Source organism: Vibrio sp. 10N.286.51.B11 (assembly GCF_041469245.1).
In the GTDB taxonomy this organism is placed as follows: Bacteria; Pseudomonadota; Gammaproteobacteria; order Enterobacterales; family Vibrionaceae; genus Vibrio; species Vibrio crassostreae_C.
This window is the reverse complement of record NZ_JBFRKI010000012.1, coordinates 210,451-235,853: the sequence shown is the minus strand read 5'-3', so window position 1 is coordinate 235,853 and position 25,403 is coordinate 210,451. Positions and strand designations below refer to the sequence as shown.

The window sequence follows — 25,403 nt, the reverse complement described above, 5'->3', positions numbered from 1 at the left end:
AACAGCGAGTTATTACTGAGATTAAAAAAGGAGCAGCATGCTCCTTTTTTGTTGTTTGTCGCTTGAACCTATGGCTACGCCAACTGGGCTTCAATGGCTTGTTGAAGCTTCACACGGTCGTGTCGCCAATCTCGGTTTGCCGATGCAAGATCTGTGGTCACACAATTCCATTGCACTTCTAGTTCCGGGTGAGGTTCATTGCCTAACACGATGTCTATTTTCCTTGCCTTACAGGTACGTTCACACCACTCCAATTGCTCTTGAAGCGTCATTTTCCCTGCGGGACCGTGCTCTGGTGAAAGGTTTTCAACGAAGATAACTTTTGCCTTGGTGTTCTCAGAGATTGCTTTGCCAATCTCTGGAAGGAGAAGAGGGGGCATCACACTGGTTAAAAAGCTTCCAGGGCCAAGGACAATGCAGTCTGCTTGCTCAACGGCAGCAACGGCTTCTTTGGTTGCTGGCACTTCTGGAGACAAGTCCATCATGCGCAGCTTTTCCGTCATGTCATCAACGTTGGTTTCGCCGGTAACCCAGCGGCCGTCCATTGATAGAGCCGTGAGGTCTGAAGGATGCTCAGTCATCGGCACGATATTGACATCGACCTTGAGCATATTTCGAATCAGGTTAATTGCTTCCAATGGGCGAACGGAAAGGTTGTCTAACGCCGTCAGCATTAGGTTACCCAAGTTATGACCGTCTAGCTCACCTTGACCACGAAAGCGGTATTCGAACATCATCGAACTGATTGAAGGCTCTGTGATTAATTGGTTGATACAGTTGCGTGTATCTCCCCATGCGATGCCACCTTGGCAATCTCTAATACGTCCGGTGGAACCGCCGTTATCTGTCGTTGCAACAATGCCAGTTGCGTTGTTACCAAAGTCTTTTAATGCAGCTAACATGCGACCTAAGCCATGGCCACCGCCGATTGCTACGACTTTCTTTGAAGAGTAAATATTCATTTATTGTTCTTGTTAGGTTATTACCAACTATAATTTAGGTTAAATGCTTCTCGCTATATACTCAACAAGAGTTATTTTGAGCGTTTGATACGTTTTTTTTGCCGATGTGACCCGTTTTTTACCATCAGAGCTAGATTCACGTACAAATATTAAGTATTTTATTACTCAGCTACTGCGCGTGTGAATATAACGCTCAGTTGCCATAACTCCGAGCTCTCGCATGCTAAGTCGCACAGTGGTATTTGCTGTACCGATACGCATCAAGAGCCAGTGACATGTTGTCACAAGGGCTTAATTGGAAATGATTATGCCTCCCGTGTTTGGAAAGGTGTTCCGTGGCGCAACAATTCGAAGATAGATTCCATCGCAAGTTTTATTACTTGCGCTTGTCGGTTACAGACGTCTGTAACTTTAAATGTACTTACTGCTTGCCAGATGGTTACAAACCGTCAGGGCAAAAAAACTCGTCTTTTTTAAGTGTTCCCGAGATCAAACGCGTTGTTAAAGCGTTTGCAGATTGTGGTACCTCAAAGATCCGCATTACAGGCGGAGAGCCGAGTCTGCGTAAAGACTTTCCTGAAATCATACATACCGTTGCTTCTACTCCAGGCATCGAAAAAGTAGCCACCACAACGAATGGCTACCGCATGGAGAAACAAGTAGGGCAATGGCGTGATGCTGGTTTAACCCATATAAACGTGAGCGTGGATAGTTTAGATTCGCGCATGTTCCATCAGATCACTGGTGAGAATAAGTTTACTGAGGTTATGCGAGGCATTGATAAAGCGTTTGAGGTTGGCTTTGAACAAGTCAAAGTCAACGTCGTATTAATGAAAGACCTCAATAGTCAGGAATTACCAGCCTTCCTTAATTGGATCAAAGACAAACCTATTCAATTACGTTTTATCGAGCTGATGAAAACCGGCGAGATGGACGAGTTGTTCGATAAACATCATGTGTCTGGCGTTGCGATTCGCAACCAGCTTATTGCTAATGGTTGGCTGTTAAAAGTCAAAGCCGTTAACGATGGCCCGGCGCAAGTGTTTGTCCACCCAGACTACAAGGGTGAAATCGGTTTGATCATGCCTTACGAGAAAGACTTTTGTGAGAGTTGTAACCGACTGCGCGTTTCTGCGACCGGTAAACTTCACTTATGTCTGTTTGGCGACCATGGTGTTGAACTGAGAGATCTGATTCAAGAAGATCAACAAGAGCAAGAACTCATTGATCGAATTCAGGCTCAGCTTCAAACCAAGTCCGTTAGCCACTTCTTACACGATGGCAACAGCGGCATGACTCCAAACTTGGCGTCAATCGGCGGTTAACCCGCTACACACTCTAAAGCATTTTATCGCTCAGCTTCTTCAGGCTGGGCGAATCAGTCTAATGAAAAATTTATATAGGTGAACAAATGGGTCACGCAGAAAGCAAATTCCAAGCAGCAAACATCGCAGTACTAACGGTTTCAGATACTCGTACAGAAGAAAACGACACTTCAGGCGGTTACCTAGCAGAGCATGCTAAAGAAGCGGGTCACAACGTGGTTGATAAGCAAATCGTTATTGATGACATGTACAAGATCCGTGCGATCGTATCTAAATGGATCGCTGATGAAAGCGTACAAGCTATCATGATCACGGGTGGTACTGGTTTCACTTCTCGTGACAGCACGCCTGAAGCGCTTAAGCCACTGTTCGACAAAGAAGTAGAAGGCTTTGGTGAGCTATTCCGTCAAGTATCTTACGAAGAGATCGGTACTTCGACAATTCAATCTCGTGCGATTGCGGGTTTTGCTAACCACACGGTTATCTTTGCGATGCCAGGTTCTACAGGCGCTTGCCGCACCGGTTGGACTAAGATCATCAAGCAACAGATGGATGCTAGCCACCGTCCTTGTAACTTCATGCCACACCTTTCTGTATAAGGCGGTTTGAGTATGAGCCAATTTACACACATTAACGCGTCTGGCGAAGCAAACATGGTCGATGTATCGGCTAAAGCGGAAACAGTACGTGAAGCGAGAGCGGAAGCCTTCGTTCAAATGTCGGCAGAAACGCTAGAGCTGATTGTCTCTGGTAGCCACCATAAAGGTGATGTTTTCGCAACGGCACGTATTGCGGGTATTCAAGCGGCGAAGAAGACGTGGGATCTGATTCCCCTGTGTCACCCTCTGCTATTAACTAAAGTAGAAGTGCAGCTTGAAGCTATCGAGTCTGAAAACAAGGTTCGCATCGAATCTGTTTGTAAGCTTGCGGGTAAGACGGGCGTAGAGATGGAAGCGCTAACGGCTGCTTCTGTGGCTGCGTTAACGATTTACGATATGTGTAAAGCTGTTCAGAAAGACATTGTTATCGAAAACGTGCGCCTGCTAGAGAAGACAGGTGGTAAATCTGGTCACTTTAAGGTGGAGTCATGATTACAGTACTTTTCTTTGCTCAAACTCGTGAACTTGTTGGTGTGGACAGCGTTGAAGTTGATGCACAATTTAAGACGATTGAAGCGATTCGTAGTCATCTTGTGACACAAGAAGGCAAATGGGATATCGCATTGGAAGAGGGGAAGCTTCTGGCTGCACTTAACCAATCAATCGTACCTCTGACAGCTGAAGTGAAAGACGGCGACGAAGTGGCTTTCTTCCCACCAGTGACTGGAGGCTAAGCATGGATCCAAGAGTATTAGTGACAGCTGAGGACTTCTCGGTAGGCGACGAATACGACTACTTGGCTCAAGGTACAGCTGCCGGAGCGATTGTGACGTTCGTTGGTAAAGTTCGCGACATGAACCTTGGCGACAATGTGATTGGTTTGTCTCTGGAGCACTATCCGGGTATGACAGAAAAATCACTGAGCGAGATCTGTGATCAAGCTGAGGCACGCTGGCCAATCCAAAAGATGCGAGTTATCCATCGTGTTGGTGACCTAGATATCGGTGACCAGATTGTTTACGTTGGTGTATCCAGTGCACACCGCGGTGCGGCCTTTGAAGCCTGTGAGTTTGTGATGGATTTCCTAAAAACCAAAGCGCCGTTTTGGAAGAAGGAACGCACCACTGAAGCAACTCGTTGGGTTGACTCTCGAGACTCAGACGCGAAAGCTGCAGAGCGTTGGGAAAAATAATCACCCAAGGTTACTCACCTTCAGAACGAATATTAAAAGCCGACTATTAAAGTCGGTTTTTTTGTACGTGCTACAAAGCTATTTATAAATAAGTGGTGTATTAATAAATGGTTAATCATTCAAGTTGCATATAAATTCGGTACGTGATTTTGCCTGTCTTGGTGCATTTCTAAATCTGTTTTGGTGCAGTGCATTATGCTGTTTTGTATAAAGTGATAATCCTCACAAATAGTGGAGTCTATTTAGGGGATATGTGATGTGCAATTAGATTTCATGTGGCATTAATGTTAATTTGCTGACCGTGTTCTAGCATAAGATGCTAAAAAAAAGTATCAATACAGATACATCAACACTAAAGGCTGTTTTTTAATTAATCCCTATGTGTAACTCACTATTCATTAGGTTTTTATTAGAGATTTACACTGTTACCTTGAGTAATTCGGAGAATTATCCGATTTTTTGCGACTTGTTTATGGCAAATTACTTCAATGGTTGATAGTGTGTGCCTCAATCTTTGTAAGGTTTTAGATTTTTATGCTTAAAATTTGAGCTAAATAAATCTAAATCACTGCCGTTCAGTGAACCAAGCAAAGAAGTCATGGATGCAATACGGAAAACTTGGAGTTTATTAAATGTACAAGAATAAAATCACTCAGGCCCTTCTTCTAGGTGCTGGTTTGGCAGTGGCTGCCACTTCTACTCTTTCTATCGCTGCTGAAGTTCCAGCAGGCACAGAACTGGCAAAAGTTCAGGAACTTGTTCGCGGTAACGGTACTGAAGTTGCAACTATCGACCCACACAAATCTCAAGGTGTACCAGAATCTCACGTAATTCGTGATCTTCTAGAAGGTCTAGTGAACCAAGACGGCGACGGCAACACTATCCCTGGTGTTGCGGAAAGCTGGGAAACGACAGACAACAAAACATTCACTTTCCACCTACGCAAAGACGCAAAATGGTCTAACGGCGATCCTGTAACAGCTCAAGATTTTGTATACAGCTGGCAACGTGCAGTTGATCCTGCAACGGCTTCTCCATACGCTTGGTACATGGAATACACCAAGATGGCGAATGCGAAAGATATCGTAGCGGGTAAGAAAGACAAGAGTGAACTAGGCGTTAAAGCAGTGGATGCAAACACTCTAGTTGTTGAATTAGAAACAGCGGTACCATACTTCGTAATGATGATGGGCCACACAACAATGAAGCCAGTACACCAGGCAACTGTTGAAAAATACGGTGACCAGTGGACTAAGCCAGAGCACTTTGTTGGCAACGGTGCATTCTCTGTTGATAAATGGGTTGTTAACGAGCGTCTAGTACTCAAGCGTAACGAACAGTACTGGGACAACGATAAAACAGTTCTTAACAAAGTAACGTTCCTACCAATCGAAAACCAAGTAGCGGAAATGAACCGTTTCCTATCTGGTGAAATCGATTTCACAAACGAACTTCCAACTGAGCACTTCAAGCGTCTTCAAAAAGAGTACGCAGAAGATGTATCTGTAGCGGGTAACCTATGTACTTACTACTACATCTTCAATACGAAGAAAGCACCATTTGATGATGTTCGTGTTCGTCAAGCAATCTCTTACGCGATCGACCGTGATATCGTAACAGGTGCTATCCTAGCGCAAGGTCAAAAACCTGCGTATTTCCTAACGCCTGAAATCACAGCTGGCTTCGATCCTGAGCTACCTGCTTACGGCAAGATGTCTCAGAAAGAGCGTAACGCAGAAGCGGAACGTCTTCTTGAAGAAGCGGGTTACGGTAAAGACAACCCACTTAAATTCAACCTGCTTTACAACACTTCAGAGAACCACAAGAAGATTGCTGTAGCGCTAGGTTCTATGTGGAAGAAAACACTGGGTCTTTCTGTAACACTTGAGAACCAAGAGTGGAAAACGTACCTATCTTCTAAAGATTCTGGTGACTTCGAAGTAGCACGTGCTGGTTGGTGTGGTGACTACAATGAAGCGTCTTCGTTCCTAACGCTAATGAAGAGTAACAACACTACCGGTGGTGTTCACTACGACAGCGCGGCTTACGACCAGATCATCGATAAAGCACTTAACTCAACTTCAGAAGAAGAGCGTAAAGCACTTTACCTAGAAGCTGAGGCGCTAATGGCAAACGACATGCCAATCGCTCCTATCTACCAATACGTTAAATCTCGTCTACTTAACCCGCATGTTGGTGGTTTCCCAATCAACAACGCGGAAGACAAGATCTTCTCGAAAGACCTATACATCAAAGCTCAATAATAAGCTTCGATTCTAAAAAGTTAATATAACTATAACGATACAGGCACTACATGCGCAGGGCGCGCATGTAGCGTCTTTCTAATTTTAATTGTCACAGACTGAAAGAGTGAGTTTATGCTTAAATTCATTATGAAACGGATATTTGAAGCGATTCCAACCATGTTGGTGTTGATCACTATATCTTTCTTTCTCATGCGTTTCGCACCGGGTAACCCGTTTTCAAGCGAACGTCCATTACCGCCAGAAGTTATGGCTAACATCGAAGCTAAATACGGCTTAGATAAACCAGTATTTGAACAATACACCACGTATTTGACAAATATCTTACAAGGTGACTTCGGCCCCTCGTTTAAGTACCAAGATTACACAGTAAATGAGCTGATCGCGGTTGCACTTCCAGTATCTGCGAAGGTAGGTTTCGTTGCCTTTATCTTCACACTATTGATGGGGGTCACTGTCGGGACGATTGCTGCCTTGAAGCACAACACCTGGGTCGACTACACCATAATGTCGACCGCCATGCTCGGGGTGGTAATGCCATCTTTCGTGTTGGCACCGGCGCTTATTTACCTTTTCTCCCTGCACTGGAACATATTCCCAGCAGGTGGTTGGCATGGCGGTACATTCATGTACATCGTGCTGCCTGTTATCGCGATGTCTCTTCTTTACGTAGCAACCTTTGCTCGTATTACTCGCGGTAGCATGATTGAAACGCTAAACAGTAACTTTATCCGAACTGCGCGTGCAAAAGGTCTAAGCTACCGTTATATCATTCTAAAACATGCACTTAAGCCAGCAATGCTACCTGTTGTTTCTTACATGGGACCTGCGTTCGTAGGTATCATCACAGGTTCAGTTGTTGTTGAAACCATCTTCGGCCTACCAGGTATCGGTAAGCTGTTTGTTAACGCCGCGTTTAACCGTGACTACTCGCTAGTAATGGGTGTAACCATCTTGATTGGTTTCCTATTCATCTTGTTCAACGCAATCGTTGATATTTTGCTAGCGCTTATTGACCCGAAAATTCGCTACTAACAGGGACGCATGGTTATGTTGAAGAAAAAAGAAAATTTAGAAGCGATCGAAAAGTTCTCTGAGAGCTTAGAGATTGAAGGTCGTAGTTTGTGGCAGGACGCGCGCATTCGTTTCATGCGAAACAAAGCTGCGATGGTGAGTCTGTTCATTCTTACGCTTATGGTACTGGCAGTTATCTTCTTACCAATGCTGGCTCAGTACACTTATGATGATACTGACTGGTACGCAATGCACGTTGGTCCGAATGCGGATCACTGGTTTGGTACCGATAGCTTAGGTCGTGATTTGTACGTTCGTACTCTTGTCGGTGGCCGCATCTCATTGATGGTTGGTGTGATGGGTGCCTTCGTAGCGGTACTGATTGGTACGCTTTACGGTGCAGCTTCAGGCTTCATCGGCGGTCGTACTGACCGAGTGATGATGCGTATCCTAGAGATCTTGTACGCAGTGCCATTCATGTTCCTAGTAATCGTACTGGTAACGTTCTTTGGTCGTAACATCGTCCTAATCTTCGTTGCTATTGGTGCGATTGCTTGGCTAGATATGGCGCGTATTGTACGTGGTCAAACGTTGAGCCTACGTAGTAAAGAGTTCATTGAAGCTGCACACGTATGTGGTGTAAGCAAATGGAAGATCATTACACGTCACATCGTACCGAACGTACTGGGTATCGTAGCGGTTTACTCTACGTTGCTTATTCCAAGCATGATCCTTACAGAATCATTCTTATCTTTCCTTGGTCTTGGTGTTCAAGAGCCTATGACAAGCTGGGGCGCATTGCTTCAAGAAGGTTCGCAAACAATGGAAGTTGCAATCTGGCAATTGACATTCCCTGCGGCATTCATGGTAGTTACGCTGTTCTGCTTTAACTACGTAGGTGATGGTCTGCGCGACGCGCTTGATCCAAAAGACAGATAACGAAATAGCAATTAAAAGCTATAAAAGATTAAGGAAGCAATAATGAGCTTATTAGATGTCAAAGATCTGCGCGTCGAATTTACCACACAAGATGGTATCGTAACCGCAGTAAACGACTTGAACTTCTCACTTAACCAAGGCGAAACGCTGGGTATTGTTGGTGAGTCGGGTTCAGGTAAATCACAAACGGTATTTGCACTGATGGGGCTGCTGGCTAAGAACGGCATCATCTCAGGCAGTGCAAAGTTTGAAGGCAATGAAATCCTCAACCTGCCTGAAAAAGCACTGAACAAGGTTCGTGCTGAACAAATCGCGATGATCTTCCAAGATCCAATGACCTCACTGAACCCTTACATGAAAGTAAGTGATCAGCTGATGGAAGTACTTATGCTGCATAAAGGCATGGGTAAAGCAGAAGCGTTTGAAGAATCAGTACGCATGCTTGAAGCGGTGAAAATTCCTGAAGCTCGTAAACGTATTACCATGTATCCGCACGAATTTTCGGGCGGTATGCGTCAGCGTGTGATGATCGCAATGGCACTGCTGTGTCGTCCTAAATTGCTTATCGCTGATGAACCAACAACGGCACTGGATGTAACCATTCAAGCGCAAATCATGGAATTGCTGAACGAACTTAAAGATGAGTTCAATACGGCAATCATCATGATCACCCATGACTTGGGTGTTGTTGCTGGCTCATGTGACAAAGTACTTGTGATGTACGCGGGTCGTACAATGGAATACGGCACGGTTGATGAAATCTTCTACGAGCCAAGCCACCCATATGCGGAAGGCCTGCTTAAAGCGATTCCTCGTTTGGATACCGAAGGTGAAATTCTACCGACGATTCCAGGTAACCCACCTAACTTACTTCGCCTACCAACAGGTTGTCCTTACCAAGACCGTTGTCACCGTGTAATGGACCGTTGTAAGCAAGAAGCACCGATTTTGCAGCCATTTGCTAAAGACCGTCAGCGTGCTTGTTTTTCAGATTGGGAGACTTGGACAAAATGAGTAAAGAATTACTATTAGATATTAAAGACCTGAAAGTTCACTTTAGCATTGCAGCTAAGTCTGCTTGGCCTTGGGCAAAACCATCAAACCTTAAAGCGGTTGATGGGGTTGATGTTCACCTTTACGAAGGCGAAACGCTTGGTGTAGTAGGTGAGTCTGGTTGTGGTAAGTCGACTTTTGCCCGTGCGATTATCGGCTTGGTTGAAGCGACTGAAGGGCAAGTGATGTGGTTAGGTCAAGACCTAACTAAGATGCAGGAAGTGAAGCGTCGTGAGACTCGTAAAGAGATTCAGATGATCTTCCAAGACCCGCTAGCGTCGCTTAACCCACGTATGTCAGTAGGCGATATCATTGCTGAGCCTCTAGAGACTTTCTTTCCTGAACTTTCTAAACAAGAAGTGAAGGACAGAGTTAAAGAGATGATGGCAAAGGTTGGTCTACTACCAAACGTAATCAACCGTTACCCACATGAATTCTCTGGTGGTCAGTGTCAGCGTATTGGTATTGCACGTGCGCTTATCTTGAAGCCTAAGATGATCATCTGTGATGAACCGGTTTCTGCACTCGATGTATCTATCCAAGCTCAAGTAGTTAACCTTCTGAAAGAGCTACAAAAAGAGCTAGGTTTGTCTTTGGTATTCATCGCGCACGATTTGTCGGTTGTTAAACACATCTCTGATCGCGTATTGGTGATGTACCTAGGTAATGCGGTAGAACTTGGCGAATCAGATGCATTGTTCTCTGATCCTAAGCACCCATACACCAAAGCGTTGATGTCTGCAGTTCCAATTCCAGACCCACGCTTAGAGCGCAGCAAAACCATTCAGATGTTGGAAGGTGATCTCCCATCGCCAATCAATCCGCCATCAGGTTGTGTGTTCCGTACTCGTTGCCCACAAGCAACAGAGGCGTGTGCGCAAACTAAGCCAACGATTCAAGGCGATGACGTTCACGCAGTATCTTGCTTGCACGTACAAGTCTAGAGCCTATTTAAAACGGTTCAGCCTGTGACAGGCTTAAGCGCGACTAGTTATTAGAGTCGCGCTTTTTTTGTCTTAGGCTTATTGGTTCGCTCAACAAGCTTCATCAAAATATTCGAACAACTAAGCCAACTTCTTCTAGTTTTGAAAAAGTTGGCTTTTTTTATACTAGAGAAAAGCTTGGATGACAGAGGTTTGGATATGGGTAAGTTAGTTGAAGGTGTTTGGCACGATGTGTGGTACGACACCAAAGAAAGCGGTGGTAAGTTCGTTCGTGAAGATGCGGGCTTTCGTCACTGGGTAGAGAATAAACCGGGCGCGCAGTTTGAGCCGGAAAGCGGCCGTTACCATCTATACGTATCGTTAGCTTGCCCTTGGGCGCACAGAACCCTTATCTTCCGCGAGCTGAAAGACCTAACCGATCACATTGACGTGACAGTCGTTTGCCCAGACATGATGAGTGAAGGTTGGCAAATGGGGTTACCTGAACCTCTGTTTGGTCATACCCGAATGCACCAAATCTACACTCAAGCCAAACCGGACTATTCAGGTCGAGTAACGGTGCCTGTGTTGTGGGATAAGAAAACCAACACCATTGTGAGTAACGAGTCGTCTGAAATCATTCGCATGTTTAACTCAGAGTTTAATGAGCTAACGGGTAACACCGATGATTACTACCCGTGGGAGTTGTCCAAGAAGATTGATGAGTGGAATGATTATATCTACCCAAACATCAACAACGGCGTTTATCGTACTGGCTTTGCGACAACACAAGAAGCCTACGAAGAAGCTTATGACGCCTTGTTTGAAGCCCTAGACAAAGTAGACGCTCACCTTAGCGAACATCGCTATTTAGCGGGTAACGAGATTACAGAAGCGGATTGGCGCTTGTTCACTACTCTGGTTCGATTTGACGCGGTTTATGTTGGGCACTTTAAGTGTAATAAGCAGCGAATTGCTGACTACCCACATATTCAAGGTTACTTAAAAGAGTTGTACCAAATAAAGGGTATTAAAGAGACGACCGATTTCTATCATATCAAGCGTCACTACTACTACAGCCACACTGGTATCAATCCGACTCAAGTTGTACCCAAAGGACCAGAGCTAGACTTAGAATCACCACATGGTCGAGGCTAGGCTTACCAAGTAGTTCCTTTACTCCAGACATAAAAAAACCCTAGATAAACATCTAGGGTTTTTGCTTTTTACAAAAGAAAAATTAGTTAATTACTTTTTCTTCAGCTTGTGCAGCTTGGTCTGCTTGGATAGCCGTTAGAGCTACTGTGTAAACGATATCGTCTACTAGAGCGCCACGAGACAAGTCATTTACTGGCTTGCGCATACCTTGAAGCATTGGACCGATAGATACTAGATCTGCTGAACGCTGTACAGCTTTGTAAGTCGTGTTACCCGTGTTTAAGTCTGGGAATACGAATACTGTCGCTTTACCTGCAACTGGAGAGTTAGGCGCTTTAGAAGCGGCTACGTTTTCCATGATTGCTGCATCGTACTGTAGAGGACCGTCGATCACTAGATCAGGACGCTTCTCTTGAGCAAGTTTCGTTGCTTCACGTACTTTATCTACGTCTGCACCCTTACCAGATTCACCAGTAGAGTAAGAGATCATAGCAACGCGTGGGTCGATACCGAATGCCGCAGCAGAATCTGCAGATTGGATAGCGATTTCAGCAAGCTGTTCAGCTGTTGGATCTGGGTTGATCGCACAGTCACCGTATACAAGAACTTGATCAGGCAGAAGCATGAAGAAGATCGAAGATACGATAGAAGCATCAGGAGCAGTCTTGATGATCTGGAACGGAGGAACGATAGTGTTCGCCGTTGTGTGAACAGCACCAGAAACTAGGCCGTCAACTTCGCCAGCTTCAAGCATCATAGTACCTAGGAATACTGAATCTTCTAGCTTCTCACGAGCAACAACTTCAGTCATACCTTTAGCGCCACGAAGTTCTACTAGACGAGCTACGTAGTTTTCGCGAACTGATGCAGAATCGATGATCTCAACGCCAGCGCCAAGCTCAACACCTTGCTGCGCTGCAACGCGACGGATTTCTTCAGGGTTACCTAGAAGTACACACGTTGCGATACCGCGCTCAGCACAGATAGCCGCAGCTTTAACTGTACGTGGCTCATCACCTTCAGGAAGAACGATGCGCTTAGCCGCTTTACGAGCAAATTCAGTTAGCTGGTAACGGAATGCTGGTGGGCTTAGACGACGGATGCCTTGAGTACCTTCAGATAGAGAATCAATCCAAGGGCCATCAATGTGGCTTGCAACGTGATCGTTAACGAACTCGATACGCTCTTTATCGTCTGCAGGAACTTCTAGGTTGAAGCTCTGTAGGTTTAGAGATGTCTGCCAAGTGTTACCTTGAGCCTTGAAGATCGGTAGACCTGAAGCGAATGCTGGTGCACAAAGGTTAGCAATGCTTTCTGGAATGTCGTAACCGCCAGTAAGCAGGATTGCGCCAATCTCAACACCGTTTTTCGCAGCAAGAGCCGCAGCAACGATAACGTCAGGACGGTCTGCAGAAGTTACTAGCAGTGAGCCTGGTTTGAAGTGCTCAATCATGTGCGGTAGAGAACGTGCACAGAAAGTGATGCTCTTAATACGACGAGTTGAGATTTCACCTTCGTTAACGATTTCAGCGTTAAGGTGCTTAGCCATATCAACCGCACGAGTTGCGATTAGATCGATGCTCCATGGCACGCAGCCAAGAACACGGATAGGGCTAGAGTTGAAGATTTGCATTACTTCAAGGTTCGCTTGCTGAGCGCTGTCTGCATCATCAAAGATTTCAGATAGGTCAGGGCGAGTACGGCCAGCCTCATCAACAGGAGCGTTAAGCTTGTTGATGATTACGCCTTTGATGTTTTTGTTCTTAGTACCGCCGAAGTTAGAACATGCTACTTCTATACGCTCTTTAAGCTGCGTAGGGTTGTCAGTACCAGGAGTCGCAACGAATACGATCTCCGCGCCAAGTGTTTTTGCGATTTCCGCGTTCACTTGGTTAGCAAATGGGTGCTTACGAGTAGGTACTAGACCTTCGATTAGCGTAACTTCTGCGTCTTTGTTGATCTTGTTGTATTGCTCAACAACAGACTCAAGAAGCTCGTCCATTTTTTCGCTACCGATCAAAGCTTCAGCTTTAGTCATTGCGATTGGCTCACCAATCTTAATGTCGCTGTTTGCGCTGATGATAGTAGACGTTAGATCTGGTTGGTTACCACCGCTGCGAGGCTGAGCGATTGGCTTGTAGAAAGAAACACTTACGCCCTTACGCTCCATAGCGCGAAGAACACCCATGCTAACACTAGTAAGACCAACACCAGCGCTTGTAGGGATAAGCATAATAGTACGTGACATTGACGAACACCTTTGACTATTGGAAATAAAAAAAGCTCAACTGCTATTCCCACCGATATTTAAATTGGGGTAGGAATAGAAGTTGAGCCCCATTTTCTTGATATGAAAAACTGACTAGCTTCGAATGAAGCTAGTCAGGAAAATCAATTAAAGACCTGCTAGTTTCGCAGTGTCTTCAGCAATTACTAGCTCTTCGTTAGTAGAGATAACCATTGCAGGGATACGGCTGTTAGCTGTAGTGATAGTACCTTCGCCGCCGAAACGAGCTTTAAGGTTAGCTTCACCGTCAACTTCGATACCGAAGATGCCTAGGCGGTTAAGAACCATTTCACGGATTGGGCCTGAGTTCTCGCCGATGCCGCCAGTGAAAGTGATTGCGTCTAGACGACCTTCTAGAGTTGCAGTGTAACCAGCTACGTACTTAGCTAGACGGTGACAGAACACGTCCATTGCACGAGTTGCTTCTTCTTTCTCACCGTAGTTGTCTTCAACGAAACGACAGTCAGAAGTCACTTCAGTTAGACCAGCAAGACCAGACTCTTTAGTTAGCATGTTGTTGATTTCTTCAACAGAGTAACCAAGTGCGTCGTGTAGGTGGAAGATGATTGCAGGGTCTAGGTCACCACAACGAGTACCCATTACAAGACCTTCAAGAGGAGTAAGACCCATAGAAGTGTCTACAGATTTACCGTTCTTGATTGCACATACAGAAGCGCCGTTACCTAGGTGACAGTTGATGATGTTAACTTCTTCAACTGGCTTGTTTAGTAGGCCTGCAACTTCACGAGTGATGAATAGGTGAGAAGTACCGTGCATGCCGTAACGACGGATGCCGTGCTCTTTGTACAGGTTGTACGGTAGAGCGTATAGGTAAGACTCAGAAGGCATTGTTTGGTGGAACGCAGTGTCAAAAACAGCAACGTTTTGTAGACCAGGGAAGTTCTGTTGAGCCGCTTCGATACCGATAAGGTGAGCAGGGTTGTGAAGAGGTGCGAAAGTCGCAGCGTCTTGAATACCCTTAAGAACTTCATCAGTGATAAGTGCAGAAGAAGTGAACTGCTCGCCACCGTGTACGATACGGTGACCGATAGCGCCAAGGTTAGCTTTAAGCTCAGGCTTAGAAGCAAGAATAGTTTCTACCATGAAAGATAGTGCTTCTACGTGAGCTGCGCCCGCGCCTAGTTGTGCTTCATGCTTGCCATCAAGTTTCCACTTCATACGAGCTTCTGGAAGACCTAGACACTCAGCAAGACCAGTTAGGTGCTCTGCACCTGTTTCTGCATCAACAACAGCGAATTTAAGAGAAGAACTACCACAGTTTAAAACTAAAACTAGCTTAGACATTAATGACTACCTGTTTATTTTTCTGATCGAAATCAGTTAAGGATGAAAATTAATCTCAAGAATAGTCGAAGCACATAGGCTTGCGTACTAACCTTGGTCAAAAAAACGTTAATTTCCGTATAAAGTGAAAGCGCTCTTTATCAAAAAGAGGCTTGTGCATTCCTTGCAGAAGTCTTCTCAAAGTTGCTTAAATTGTAAATAAGGGCAACAATGAGATTGAGGTCTGCAAATAATAGCGATATTGTGCAAATATAACAAAAAAATTTGAAAGAATATTATTTTTCGTCAAATTTTTGTGTTTTTAGTTGATGATTTCAACTTTTTTTTAATGGGAGACTCATATGAGCAATAGAGTTGGTTTAGCTAGTAGTTTAAAAGATGGCCAAAAGTACATGGATCTCTGGCCCGTCCGAAAAGAGTTAAACGCGATCTTCCCAGAACAACGCATTATTAAAGCGACCCGTTTTGGCGTGAAAGTGATGCCTGCGATTGCCGCTATCAGTGTTCTTACACAAATGGTCTTTAATAATTACCAAGCGATGCCACAGGCTGTGGTTATGGCTTTGTTTGCGATCAGCTTGCCGCTACAAGGTATGTGGTGGTTGGGCAATCGCTCAAATACACAACTTCCGCCGGCGCTAGTATCGTGGTACCGCGAACTGCATGAAAAGATCACTGAAACGGGTTTTGCGTTAGAGCCTATGAAGCCGCGCCCTCGCTATAAAGAATTGGCAATCATTTTAAATCGTGCCTTTCGTCAGTTAGATAAATCCTCAATGGAGCGTTGGTTCTAAAGAATCCCAGCTCTCCCTCTTGTCTGAGAACAACTATTCATCTTCTATAGCTTGTTCTCAGATTTGCTCCTCTTTTTGTTACCTCGCTTACTTTCCGTTTAGCTTACCTGTCCTTATTCACTTGGTTTCTTACCTTCCTCCGAAGTCAATATAACCTTTCTCACATAACTCGAGCCTTGTTGTATTTTTGTTAAATATCACTTCAAGTTATCAATGGTTACTGGTAATAATGTCAATAGTGATTTTGATGTTGTTCTCTTTGAGCGAGTAATGACGGGTAGAGCTTGATTCAGGGAGCGATAATGAGTTCTGTAAGAAAGGTATTGGCAGCGGTTTTAAGTTGCTTGATGTTGCTATGGACTGGCAATGCAATGGCAAACGTTGCCAAAGTGTCGGTTTCACAAGTTGTTGACCATCCAGATCTGAATGCGACACGTTTAGGGCTTCTTGAAGGATTGAGAGCCAATGGTTATGAACCCGGTAAGAACTTAGAATTCTCCTATGAAATGGCGAATGGTAACCCGGCTCAGGCAGCCAAGATTGCCAGAGAGCTCGTCAGTGAAAATCCACATGTACTTGTTGGTATCGCGACACCGACTTCACAAGCCTTAGTGTCGGCGACTCGCTCGATTCCTATCGTGTTTACCGCGGTTACGGATCCTATCGGCGCTAGGCTCGTTAAACAATTAGAAAAGCCGGGGCGTAATGTCACGGGGCTTTCTGACTTATCTCCGATCACTCAGCATGTGTCATTAATCAAAGAACTGCTCCCTGAAGCTAATTCAATCGGTGTAGTTTACAACCCAGCAGAAGCAAATGCCGTTGCGTTAGTTGGGTTATTGAGAAAGGCAACTCGAGATTTCGGTTATACACTTCACACCGAAAAAGCGCTGACTGTTGACGATGTCGAAGCAAAAGCAGAATCCATTGCTAAGAAGTCCGATGTTATCTATGCCTTGACCGATAATACGGTTGCAAGCGGCATGGAGGGTCTTATCAAAGCGGCTAACCATGCAGATACGCCAGTCGTCGCAGGCGCCACATCTTATGTCGGAAAGGGAGCGATTGCTGGTTTAGGTCTAGATTATTATGATGTTGGGGTTCAGACCGCGGATTATGTCGCAGCCATTCTGGAAGGACAGAAGCCCGGGAAGTTGAGTGTCAAAACTGCGCAGAGCTCTCAGCTGGTGGTCAACCTAGATGCTGCTCGTGAGCTTGGCGTGACAGTGCCTCAATCTGTGATTGAGCGTGCGGTCATTAGCCGGTGAATTGAGTTTGGTGTTAGGTGAGCTAATAGGCCATAAGTCATATTATTAACAGCATTGAAATGGGCTCAGATAACAAACTCACCTGCTCTATATGTTGGCGCTTCTCTATTTTATTCATTTGTAAGCGGTTATTTGACCGTTAGGTGTGTCGTTAATATCAATTTACATTATTTTACGTCGAGCGAATTGCCGATTAATGTAATAATATTAATGGGGAAAATGAAAATAGCTGAACGCTAAGAGCACATTATATGAAAGTAAATAGGCACTTTAGCCTAACCTTTGTTTTCGGGTTTCCCGCTGTGATCGCCGCGATGTTACTTGGCCTAATAGGAAAGAATCATTTTGACGCGGTAGAAAAAGATATCAGTAGTGAGTTTCATCGTATTGAAGATGTGTTCAAAAGAACCACAAAAGTGGCGACAGCCCTAGACTACAGCTTCTCCAACTATTATAAATCAGGAAACCCTCTCTTTCTTGATCACAACAAACATGTTGTGGATGGTCTTTGCCAAATCTGGCCTATTGATGTATTGCTACTTGCCGACGGTAAAACCTCAGACATTCCCTCTGTCGATATCGACTATATGCTAATTGGTCAAGAGTCTCTTTGTTCTGAAAGCAGTGATAGTTATAAGAGCGCGTCAGAAAAAATAGCGTTAGCTCCTATTCTTTCATTTTTATCCCAGCTTGATGAATACCATGCCGGCGTGCACTTTATTGATACGAGCGGCTATGTGATCTCTTCACCTGAAGGTTTTGCCAAAGGGCTGAGCAAAGAGTTACTCTCGACCATAAAGAGTCGTCCTTATTGGCAGAAAACAGCCAACAACCCTGACCAACTTACCCTTTCAGGCCCTGGTTATCGTTTTGATTCCCTTGACCGTATAATCAGTATGACGATCCCTGTATTCCATAAAGGCGTTCACCAAGGGATGCTGTCGGTGGATATTAATGCTGACAAGCTGCTCGCAAACTCGAATGAGCATCTTGCAGGTCGGATCGATATCATTGATACCACTTTAGCGACTCCGGTAGATTCTGCGGCTTTTTATCACGAGATCAAACTGGATGGTGTCTCGTCTCACCATGCGATGTATTACAAATTAGACATCGCGAAAGAGGTTGAGCACTTTTTCGTCTACGAGAAAGACAGCCTTATTGTTGCCATCATTGTGTATCTGTTCTCAGTAACCATCTTCTTCTACGTCAATTCCAATATTGAACGTGGTTACTTCAAAGATCTCGCAGCCAAAGACCCTATGACAGGGTTATTGAATCGTCGTGGCTTAGAAGCGTTCTGGCGCAGTGTAGAGCACGATCAACTGTTTGCATTAACCGTCTTCGATATTGATGATTTTAAGTCAATTAACGACACCTACGGCCACGATAAGGGGGATGATGTGATTCGTTATATGTCGCGTCAGATCAGCAACAGTATTCGAAGCAGTGACGTTGCAGCACGGTTTGGCGGTGAAGAGTTTGTCGTTTATATGAAAGGCGAAGATCGTGAAACTTTGATGAGAACATTAGAGCGAGTGAAGAATGCGATTTGTTCCACTTCAGCCGACATTATTCCAAATGGATTTACGGTGTCTGGCGGTGTCTGCATTGTTGAAACTGAGCAAAGTAAACTTAACTTCGATGAGATATTTAAGTACGCCGATGAAAAGCTGTACGTGGCTAAGACGACGGGTAAAGACCGTCTTGAATTTTAACCACGTTATTGAATCGATGCTTTGTATGAAAATGAAAATGAAAATGAAAGAGGGAAGAGCTTGGTGTCTACCAAGCAAAGCTTATTTGCACCGGTAAACACGTTTGTAGCGTTGGGTATTTAACCCTAAACATAATCTTAAACAGGTTGGCGGCGTTCTTCTTGATAACGCTGAAGGCGTTCTACAATCGGTGGCGCCTTTTTGAAAGTACGAATTTCTTTAAACAGTTCGTTCGCTTCAGGGTAGCCTTTACTTAGATAAACAAACCACTGCTTCACTCTATTGGGGTAGTACATGCCTTTGTCCCCTTTAATTTGAAACTCTGAATAGCGCAGCAAAAGTTCAATGACTTTATCCCACGGCATTTTCTGGTGGTTGTGCTTAACGACGTTACCAAGGTTTGGAATATTGAAAGCACCACGGCAGACCATTAATGAATCGACGCCTGTTGCTTCTATGCAATCTTGACCATCTTGATAGTTCCAGATCTCCCCATTAGCAATCAACGGCAGAGATGTTTTTTCTCTTATTTGATTGATGAAGTCCCATTTGATTTCGCTGGCTTTATAGCCGCCAACTTTGGTTCTTGCATGCACGGTGAGTTCGTCAGCTTTGGCTTGTTCGATGGCATCGACGATTTCAAAGCACTCTTCCGGATGCTCCCAACCTAATCGAATCTTTGCGGACACAGGAATGTGTGCCGGTACAGCTTCTCGACAGGCGTTCACCACTTGATAGATGAGCTCTGGCTCTTTTAGCAATGAAGCGCCACCATTACTTTTGTTGACCGCTTTTGCTGGGCAACCAAAATTAAGATCGATCCCTTTCGCGCCTAAGCTAGCAGCTTGAAAAGCATTCTCGGCCATCCAATTTGGGTGTTGCCCTAGAAGTTGGAGATGGATTGGCACACCAGCCATGGTCTGAGAGCCTTGATGTAGCTCAGGGCAAATACGGTGGAACACATGCGGGGGAAGAAGTTGATCTACGACGCGCACAAACTCTGTCACACAGAGATCGTAATCATTAATCTCTGTGAGAATTTCACGCATTAGGTGGTCTAGAACGCCCTCCATAGGGCCAAGTATTACGCGCATGTTGCTTTACCAAAACTGAATGAACCGAAAAATTCTAGGCGTGATTGTACGGTGTGCTTACAGAATTGTCACTATGAGTGTGGTGCATGTCTTAATGATGGTTTCGTCTCTTAATAGCGACATCTTTGGGAGGATGGCGTTATAATATCGAAAATGCCCAATATCCAGAGCTTTCATGACATATCAATTATTAAGCCTACCAGAATCAATCACTGACATTACTCCGCAGTTTATGGAAGGTGCAATCCTTGCCTCTAACTTAGCGACCAAACCACTCGATCCAGAAGAGTGGCTGGTTATCGTTGCGCCTGAAGCGGGTAAAGAGCTGGTAACAACGGTGACAGAACAGATTAATCGCCAGCACAACCTGATTCAGCGTAATGAATACCTATTAACAGAAGTACTGGCTGAAGGTGACTTTAACGAACAGTTCGCTGATTTTTCTGAAGGCTTCATGATGGTTTGGCCAACAGTGGAAGAGCAGTGGCAGAGCGTGACAGTCGCGGATGGTACTCTGCGCATGTTGCAAGCGCTCTTAACCACCTTGATGCTTGCGATTGATGAAGAGCAAACTCAACAACAAATGATCGCTGCAGGGCTTACTAACCCACCATCGCTTGCCGATTTAGTGGGTCAAGTCGATCTGATGATCTCAGAAGTGGCAATGGCAGCGGATGAAGCTATGTTGGGCAATAAGTCCCAGAGCGTGAACCCGTTTAAAGACATTGGTCGAAACGACCTTTGCCCTTGTGAAAGCGGCAAGAAGTTTAAACAATGCTGCGGTAAAAGCAGCTAATCACGGCTTGTTGAGCAACTTAGTTTGTGTGAATAACAGACTCTCTTAATATGTTCAAAAGCTTAAGTAATAAAAAAGTCGACCTCGTGGTCGACTTTTTTGTTGTCCAAGTGTCAACGGCTTACTGCAAGTCCTTTTTCGACTTCACAAATTGAGAAATAACCACAATACCGAAAGCAACCAAGTTACCTGCAAAGATAATTACTAGCCACTGAGGCATAGAAAGATCGAAGAACTGCCACACAACCTTGCTGCAATCGCCGTAAGCCTCAAACATCCACGGAGCCCATTGGTTTAAAGGCGCCCAGCTAGGGAAGGTTACGAATAAGTCGCAGGTTGCGAAAGGGGACGGATTGAACTGGTAATCGACGTGCTCTAAAGCAAGCATCAAACCTTTGTATGCGCCAAATCCCCAGCTAGCAAGGCCTAACCAGCGTGATATTGGGTTATTCGGGGCAATCGCACCAATCATGGCGGCAACACCGATAGCGAGCATAGCAACGCGCTCATAGATACACATCACGCAAGGACCAAGCATCATCACGTGTTGGAAGAAGAGAGCGCACGCTTCAAAAAAGACAATAAAAGCCAGCAGTAAAAGCCAAGATAAACGTCCCTTAGAGAAGTCTTTGATCATTGCTAAAAAGTTCACGAATTGAATCCTGTCTATAAAATAAAAAAGCCCTGATTACTCAGAGCTTTTTATCTTGGATAAGTTTCCTAATCAACTAATATTTTTGATTAGTTAGTTATAGTTATTGTGGTTTGCGACACAGTGTTTAGCTTAGTGACCACCAGAGATAACTGGAGCGACGACTTCACCAGTGCGTTGAATGATCCAACCAGCATCGTAGAACCATGCTGTCATTGGCTCTACGATGAACACAATGCCTGCTAGGCCAACCAGTGCCAATACGATGGTGTATGGCAGCGCCATGATAACCATGCGACCGTAAGACAATCGAATTAACGGAGCAAGTGCTGATGTTAATAGGAATAGGAATGCAGCTTGGCCATTTGGTGTAGCAACAGAAGGTAGGTTAGTACCAGTGTTGATAGCAACAGCAAGTAGGTCAAACTGGTCACGAGTGATAATGCCTTCAACCAGTGCAGTTTTCACTTCGTTGATGTAAACCGTACCTACGAATACGTTATCTGAAACCATCGACAAGATACCGTTGGCAACATAGAAGAGTGCGAGCTGTGCGCCTTTATCTTCAACGTGAAGTACAGCATCGATTACTGGCTTAAATAGAGCTTGGTCGATGATTACAGCAACAACCGCGAAAAAGACGGCAAGAAGTGCAGTAAATGGCAGCGCTTCTTCAAAGGCTTTACCCATAGAGTGTTCTTCAATAACACCCGTAAATGCTGTAGCTAAGATGATCACAGACAGGCCAATCAAACCTACTTCAGCAACGTGAAGTGCAAGGCCGACGATAAGCCAAACTGCGATTGCACTTTGAACCCATAGTTTTGCTACGTCTTGCTTTGTGCGGTTTGCACGTTCTTTGTTGTCAAACTCAACTAAGATTTGGCGAACATTCATTGGTAGTTGAGCACCGTAACCAAACACTTTGAATTTCTCGACAAGTGCACAAGTTAAAATACCGCAGAAGAAAACAGGTAGTGTTACTGGCAGCATACGGATGATAAATTCACCGAACTCCCAACCTGCTTGCTTAGCAATTACCAAGTTTTGTGGTTCACCTACCATGGTCATTACACCACCCAGTGCTGTACCCACACCAGCGTGCATTAGCAGTGAACGTAGGAAAGCACGGTAGTTTTCTAGGTCATCACGAGTTAGCTCTGAGATCTCTTCATCATGAGTATGATCGTGCGAAGACGTTGTGCCCTTGCCTGATGCAACCTTGTGGTAGATAGAGTAGAAGCCGACCGCAACGCTAATAACTACGGCGATTACTGTTAGTGCATCTAGGAATGCTGATAAGAAAGCGGCAGCAACACAGAAGGCAACGGAGAGTAAAATTTTAGATTGGATGCCAAGCAAGATCTTCGTGAAAATGAACAAAAGCAGTTCTTTCATGAAGTAAATGCCAGCAACCATGAATACGAGCAAGAGTAATACAGGAAGGTTTGCTTGCAGCTCGTGATAAACCATTTCTGGTTTGGTCATGCCAATGGCGACTGCTTGAATAGCTAATAGACCACCCGGTTGAAGTGGGTAGCATTTGAGAGCCATAGCTAGAGTGAAAATAAACTCAACCACCAATAGCCAGCCCGCAACAAATGGGTCAACTAGGAAGAAAACAAACGGGTTGATGATTAAAAAGGAAATGATGGCAAGTTTATACCAATCAGGAGCTTTACCAAGGAAGTTCTTGATAAAAGCGTTTCCGAGAGACATCGGCATGTTAATACTCTTTTATGTTGATTATGAATAGACAAGCAATACAACATTTTGAGAATCGAGCTATAGAAATTGTTAAAAACTATGACTAACAGTGACTTAGAAAAACTACATTCCATGTAATGTTCTGTGGTCTTGCCAAGTCACTCCCTTAGAAACTCAAGCACTGCTTATTTTTGAGCGCAACTTTACTCTTAGATAACATTTAGTCAACAGGAAAAGCCCTGTAGCCCTAAAAATACCTCTTTTTTGTTGAGAAACGCGATCAAAGTAGCGCAAGCATACCACTTAAAATGTGATAAAAACCGACTAGAATCAATATTTCAGCGAAATGATTGAAAATTACAGAATAACGACGGCTTATATATGATTATTACAACTTAATATTGCAAATTAATAGCTTTAAAAATATGACCAATCCCATTGATTTTAAAGAAAAATTGTTGTGTTAACGGTTTGTTTAAATGGTGGTTTAGAGTCGCTTGCTTTACAAACCTGAGGTGCAAACGTGTGCTGAACTTTAGAGTTATAACTCTAACGGTGTTTAGGGTGAGTAAAATTTTTGAGGGTGTTTCCGCTAGGTGTGAACTAGTGGTATGATGAGTAAATTAGAACAGAATAATTAAATTGGATTGAAGTGTAGATGGTCATTAAGGCGAAGAGCCCGGCAGGATTTGCAGAGAAGTATATCATTGAAAGTATTTGGAATGGCCGTTTCCCTCCAGGTTCTATCTTGCCCGCAGAGCGTGAGCTTTCTGAGCTGATTGGTGTTACACGTACTACGCTTCGTGAAGTACTACAACGTCTTGCTCGTGATGGTTGGTTGACAATCCAACATGGCAAACCAACTAAAGTTAACCAGTTTATGGAAACCTCAGGTCTTCATATCCTTGATACGCTAATGACGTTGGACGTTGATAACGCAAGCAAAATGGTAGAAGACCTGCTTGCTGCTCGTACTAATATCAGCCCGATCTTTATGCGTTATGCATTCAAAGCAAACAAAGAAGCTTCAGAGCGTACTATCAGTAACGTGATTGAATCTTGTGAAGCGCTACTTGCGGCACCAACTTGGGATGAGTTCCTAGAATCGTCGCCATACGCTGACAAGATCAAACAAGCGGTAAAAGAAGATTCAGAAAAAGATGAAGCGAAACGTCAGACGATCTTAATCGCGAAGACTTTCAACTTCTATGATTACATGCTTTTCCAACGTTTGGCATTCCACTCAGGCAACCAGATTTACGGCCTGATCTTTAACGGTGTGCGTAAACTTTATGACCGTATCGGTAGCTACTACTTCTCTAACCCAGAAGCACGACGTTTAGCGATGGACTTTTATAAAGAGTTGTTCATTATCTGTGAAAGTGGCGAGCGCGAAACTTTGCCATTAGTGATTCGTAACTACGGTATCGCAAGTGCACAAGTTTGGAATGAAATGAAAACGACATTGCCGACGAACTTCACTGAAGACGACAGCTAAGCCATAGGTTTACTATTGTTGTTCCTGTTTAGTCAGTGACGTAAAGAAAACGAAAAAGCGGCGAGATAATTCAATTATCTCGCCGCTTTTTATTTATCTGTCGTTACTAGAAAATTATCAGTGGGTCAGTTACTTACCTATGACGAGTAATTTATCTATGTGTAGCAACTTAAAATTTATCTAGGAGTAGTAACTTAACCCGTAAACTCTTCTGAGTCTGGACGGTTGGTAAATTGCACACCGTTTAGAAAATCGCAAAGTAGTTGGTCTTCACACACTTTGTAGTTTTTGTTTTCTGGCTTGCGGAAGTAAGCGCCGATTTCGTACTTGCTCAAGCTAATGCCAACCACTTCTAGTACGTCCAAAACATCTTCTGCTTTCATGTTCAATGCGATACGAAGCTTCATGAAGATCATGTTGTTCGTCAGTGCAACTTCAGGTTTAGGTTGCTCGCCTTCTTTTTTGCCACGCTTAAGGTTGATGAAACCATTTAGGAATACCGCTAACTCTTTATCTTTCATCTTAGAGCATGACTTGTCGTTGTCATCTTTTAGCCAGTTAATCACTTGGTCATGAGCAACAGTCACATCAGCTTGTTCGATAGCTTTGATGATTTGTGCATTTTTAAGGTTTAGTGCGTGTTGAATACGACGCAAGATTTCGTTGTTAGTCACTGGGGATTCCTAAAAAGGGTTTTAGAGTAAAGAGGTGTTGGTTTAGCCTATTTTTGTCGACGAACCAATTTCTACTCTACATAGCATAGTTGACGGCGACTCTAACAGAGAACGCTAATTTTCGGTAGATATAAAAAATCCCCAATGCTGATTAACTCTTTCAAGTCAAAAATGCATTAGG

At 44.3% G+C, this 25,403-nt stretch carries 23 protein-coding genes and 1 riboswitch; of the genes, 16 read left to right on the top strand and 7 right to left on the bottom strand.

Annotation, left to right across the window (positions count from 1 at the left end):
- Positions 1-74: 74 nt before the first annotated feature.
- Complete coding sequence (locus AB4154_RS07975) at positions 75-962, bottom strand: YvcK family protein (RefSeq protein WP_017062178.1); 888 nt, start codon at positions 960-962, stop codon at positions 75-77.
- A gap of 194 nt (positions 963-1,156) precedes the next feature.
- Positions 1,157-1,309: riboswitch (molybdenum cofactor riboswitch) on the top strand.
- Between AB4154_RS07975 and moaA the strand changes: the two genes are divergently transcribed.
- From moaA to AB4154_RS07920, 11 genes are all read left to right on the top strand, one after another.
- Entirely contained in the window at positions 1,298-2,287 is a 990-nt protein-coding gene (gene moaA / locus AB4154_RS07970) for a GTP 3',8-cyclase MoaA (protein WP_009848642.1), read from the top strand. (Overlaps the previous riboswitch by 12 nt.)
- A gap of 86 nt (positions 2,288-2,373) precedes the next feature.
- Complete coding sequence (gene moaB, locus AB4154_RS07965; protein WP_004734027.1) at positions 2,374-2,886, top strand: molybdenum cofactor biosynthesis protein B; 513 nt, start codon at positions 2,374-2,376, stop codon at positions 2,884-2,886.
- Between the two features lie 12 nt (positions 2,887-2,898).
- Positions 2,899-3,378 carry a cyclic pyranopterin monophosphate synthase MoaC gene (gene moaC / locus AB4154_RS07960; RefSeq protein ID WP_004734026.1) on the top strand — a complete coding sequence of 160 codons (480 nt, stop codon included), beginning with the start codon at positions 2,899-2,901 and terminating at the stop codon, positions 3,376-3,378.
- Positions 3,375-3,620, top strand: a complete 246-nt coding sequence (gene moaD, locus AB4154_RS07955; RefSeq protein ID WP_017063465.1) for a molybdopterin synthase sulfur carrier subunit — start codon at positions 3,375-3,377, stop codon at positions 3,618-3,620. The genes moaC and moaD overlap by 4 nt, the downstream gene beginning before the upstream one ends.
- A gap of 2 nt (positions 3,621-3,622) precedes the next feature.
- A complete protein-coding gene (gene moaE, locus AB4154_RS07950) occupies positions 3,623-4,078 on the top strand; it encodes a molybdopterin synthase catalytic subunit MoaE (RefSeq protein WP_102332513.1) in 456 nt (151 codons plus the stop codon).
- A 632-nt stretch (positions 4,079-4,710) separates the two neighbouring features.
- Positions 4,711-6,342 carry an ABC transporter substrate-binding protein gene (locus tag AB4154_RS07945; protein WP_372122665.1) on the top strand — a complete coding sequence of 544 codons (1,632 nt, stop codon included), beginning with the start codon at positions 4,711-4,713 and terminating at the stop codon, positions 6,340-6,342.
- Positions 6,343-6,456: 114 nt separating this feature from the next.
- Positions 6,457-7,377: an oligopeptide ABC transporter permease OppB gene (oppB, locus tag AB4154_RS07940; RefSeq protein WP_017062174.1), complete on the top strand. Its 921-nt coding sequence runs from the start codon at positions 6,457-6,459 to the stop codon at positions 7,375-7,377.
- A gap of 15 nt (positions 7,378-7,392) precedes the next feature.
- Complete coding sequence (oppC, locus tag AB4154_RS07935) at positions 7,393-8,295, top strand: oligopeptide ABC transporter permease OppC (RefSeq protein ID WP_017062173.1); 903 nt, start codon at positions 7,393-7,395, stop codon at positions 8,293-8,295.
- A gap of 42 nt (positions 8,296-8,337) precedes the next feature.
- Entirely contained in the window at positions 8,338-9,309 is a 972-nt protein-coding gene (locus AB4154_RS07930) for an ABC transporter ATP-binding protein (RefSeq protein WP_012603544.1), read from the top strand.
- Positions 9,306-10,292, top strand: a complete 987-nt coding sequence (oppF, locus tag AB4154_RS07925; protein WP_017062172.1) for a murein tripeptide/oligopeptide ABC transporter ATP binding protein OppF — start codon at positions 9,306-9,308, stop codon at positions 10,290-10,292. Before AB4154_RS07930 ends, oppF begins: the two co-directional genes overlap by 4 nt.
- 198 nt (positions 10,293-10,490) lie before the next feature.
- Positions 10,491-11,429, top strand: a complete 939-nt coding sequence (locus tag AB4154_RS07920) for a glutathione S-transferase family protein (RefSeq protein ID WP_372054655.1) — start codon at positions 10,491-10,493, stop codon at positions 11,427-11,429.
- An 82-nt stretch (positions 11,430-11,511) separates the two neighbouring features.
- Here the strand turns inward: AB4154_RS07920 and pta are convergent, their stop codons facing one another.
- Together pta and AB4154_RS07910 are read right to left on the bottom strand one after the other, a co-directional pair.
- Positions 11,512-13,677: a phosphate acetyltransferase gene (gene pta / locus AB4154_RS07915; RefSeq protein WP_017069189.1), complete on the bottom strand. Its 2,166-nt coding sequence runs from the start codon at positions 13,675-13,677 to the stop codon at positions 11,512-11,514.
- 147 nt (positions 13,678-13,824) lie between these two features.
- Positions 13,825-15,021, bottom strand: coding sequence for an acetate kinase (locus tag AB4154_RS07910; protein WP_017062169.1), 1,197 nt, complete (start codon positions 15,019-15,021; stop codon positions 13,825-13,827).
- Between the two features lie 341 nt (positions 15,022-15,362).
- On the opposite strand from AB4154_RS07910, the gene yfbV reads away from it, so the two are divergent.
- The 3 genes from yfbV (at position 15,363) to AB4154_RS07895 (ending at position 18,801) form a co-directional block, all read left to right on the top strand.
- Positions 15,363-15,815: a terminus macrodomain insulation protein YfbV gene (yfbV, locus tag AB4154_RS07905; protein ID WP_017062168.1), complete on the top strand. Its 453-nt coding sequence runs from the start codon at positions 15,363-15,365 to the stop codon at positions 15,813-15,815.
- A 302-nt stretch (positions 15,816-16,117) separates the two neighbouring features.
- A complete protein-coding gene (locus tag AB4154_RS07900) occupies positions 16,118-17,083 on the top strand; it encodes an ABC transporter substrate-binding protein (protein ID WP_017062167.1) in 966 nt (321 codons plus the stop codon).
- Between the two features lie 251 nt (positions 17,084-17,334).
- Positions 17,335-18,801, top strand: coding sequence for a sensor domain-containing diguanylate cyclase (locus AB4154_RS07895; RefSeq protein WP_229647109.1), 1,467 nt, complete (start codon positions 17,335-17,337; stop codon positions 18,799-18,801).
- 137 nt (positions 18,802-18,938) lie between these two features.
- On the opposite strand, the gene dusC is transcribed toward AB4154_RS07895, so the two are convergent.
- Positions 18,939-19,895 (bottom strand): tRNA dihydrouridine(16) synthase DusC, encoded by a 957-nt coding sequence (dusC, locus tag AB4154_RS07890; RefSeq protein WP_017069187.1) that lies wholly within the window; start codon positions 19,893-19,895, stop codon positions 18,939-18,941.
- A 175-nt stretch (positions 19,896-20,070) separates the two neighbouring features.
- Between dusC and AB4154_RS07885 the strand changes: the two genes are divergently transcribed.
- Positions 20,071-20,691, top strand: coding sequence for a YecA family protein (locus AB4154_RS07885; RefSeq protein WP_372122663.1), 621 nt, complete (start codon positions 20,071-20,073; stop codon positions 20,689-20,691).
- A gap of 121 nt (positions 20,692-20,812) precedes the next feature.
- On the opposite strand, the gene dsbB is transcribed toward AB4154_RS07885, so the two are convergent.
- Together dsbB and nhaB are read right to left on the bottom strand one after the other, a co-directional pair.
- On the bottom strand, positions 20,813-21,328 hold the full coding sequence (gene dsbB, locus AB4154_RS07880) for a disulfide bond formation protein DsbB (protein WP_029235613.1): 516 nt from the start codon (positions 21,326-21,328) through the stop codon (positions 20,813-20,815).
- Between the two features lie 147 nt (positions 21,329-21,475).
- Positions 21,476-23,068, bottom strand: a complete 1,593-nt coding sequence (gene nhaB, locus AB4154_RS07875) for a Na(+)/H(+) antiporter NhaB (RefSeq protein ID WP_102332510.1) — start codon at positions 23,066-23,068, stop codon at positions 21,476-21,478.
- Positions 23,069-23,708: 640 nt separating this feature from the next.
- Between nhaB and fadR the strand changes: the two genes are divergently transcribed.
- Positions 23,709-24,548 carry a fatty acid metabolism transcriptional regulator FadR gene (fadR, locus tag AB4154_RS07870; protein WP_017062161.1) on the top strand — a complete coding sequence of 280 codons (840 nt, stop codon included), beginning with the start codon at positions 23,709-23,711 and terminating at the stop codon, positions 24,546-24,548.
- A gap of 194 nt (positions 24,549-24,742) precedes the next feature.
- On the opposite strand, the gene AB4154_RS07865 is transcribed toward fadR, so the two are convergent.
- Entirely contained in the window at positions 24,743-25,222 is a 480-nt protein-coding gene (locus AB4154_RS07865) for a DUF1456 family protein (RefSeq protein WP_016783812.1), read from the bottom strand.
- Between the last annotated feature and the right edge of the window lie 181 nt (positions 25,223-25,403).

Bases quoted from the DNA above. Each gene is read 5' to 3' on its own strand.
- moaD (WP_017063465.1), top strand. From the start codon at position 3,375: ATGATTACAGTACTTTTCTTTGCTCAAACTCGTGAACTTGTTGGTGTG.
- pta (WP_017069189.1), bottom strand. From the start codon at position 13,677: ATGTCACGTACTATTATGCTTATCCCTACAAGCGCTGGTGTTGGTCTT.
- oppB (WP_017062174.1), top strand. From the start codon at position 6,457: ATGCTTAAATTCATTATGAAACGGATATTTGAAGCGATTCCAACCATG.
- AB4154_RS07930 (WP_012603544.1), top strand. From the start codon at position 8,338: ATGAGCTTATTAGATGTCAAAGATCTGCGCGTCGAATTTACCACACAA.
- yfbV (WP_017062168.1), top strand. From the start codon at position 15,363: ATGAGCAATAGAGTTGGTTTAGCTAGTAGTTTAAAAGATGGCCAAAAG.
- moaB (WP_004734027.1), top strand. From the start codon at position 2,374: ATGGGTCACGCAGAAAGCAAATTCCAAGCAGCAAACATCGCAGTACTA.
- AB4154_RS07900 (WP_017062167.1), top strand. From the start codon at position 16,118: ATGAGTTCTGTAAGAAAGGTATTGGCAGCGGTTTTAAGTTGCTTGATG.
- moaC (WP_004734026.1), top strand. From the start codon at position 2,899: ATGAGCCAATTTACACACATTAACGCGTCTGGCGAAGCAAACATGGTC.
- oppC (WP_017062173.1), top strand. From the start codon at position 7,393: ATGTTGAAGAAAAAAGAAAATTTAGAAGCGATCGAAAAGTTCTCTGAG.
- oppF (WP_017062172.1), top strand. From the start codon at position 9,306: ATGAGTAAAGAATTACTATTAGATATTAAAGACCTGAAAGTTCACTTT.
- AB4154_RS07895 (WP_229647109.1), top strand. From the start codon at position 17,335: ATGAAAGTAAATAGGCACTTTAGCCTAACCTTTGTTTTCGGGTTTCCC.
- AB4154_RS07885 (WP_372122663.1), top strand. From the start codon at position 20,071: ATGACATATCAATTATTAAGCCTACCAGAATCAATCACTGACATTACT.
- AB4154_RS07945 (WP_372122665.1), top strand. From the start codon at position 4,711: ATGTACAAGAATAAAATCACTCAGGCCCTTCTTCTAGGTGCTGGTTTG.
- AB4154_RS07920 (WP_372054655.1), top strand. From the start codon at position 10,491: ATGGGTAAGTTAGTTGAAGGTGTTTGGCACGATGTGTGGTACGACACC.
- AB4154_RS07910 (WP_017062169.1), bottom strand. From the start codon at position 15,021: ATGTCTAAGCTAGTTTTAGTTTTAAACTGTGGTAGTTCTTCTCTTAAA.
- fadR (WP_017062161.1), top strand. From the start codon at position 23,709: ATGGTCATTAAGGCGAAGAGCCCGGCAGGATTTGCAGAGAAGTATATC.
- dsbB (WP_029235613.1), bottom strand. From the start codon at position 21,328: ATGATCAAAGACTTCTCTAAGGGACGTTTATCTTGGCTTTTACTGCTG.
- dusC (WP_017069187.1), bottom strand. From the start codon at position 19,895: ATGCGCGTAATACTTGGCCCTATGGAGGGCGTTCTAGACCACCTAATG.
- nhaB (WP_102332510.1), bottom strand. From the start codon at position 23,068: ATGCCGATGTCTCTCGGAAACGCTTTTATCAAGAACTTCCTTGGTAAA.
- AB4154_RS07975 (WP_017062178.1), bottom strand. From the start codon at position 962: ATGAATATTTACTCTTCAAAGAAAGTCGTAGCAATCGGCGGTGGCCAT.
- moaE (WP_102332513.1), top strand. From the start codon at position 3,623: ATGGATCCAAGAGTATTAGTGACAGCTGAGGACTTCTCGGTAGGCGAC.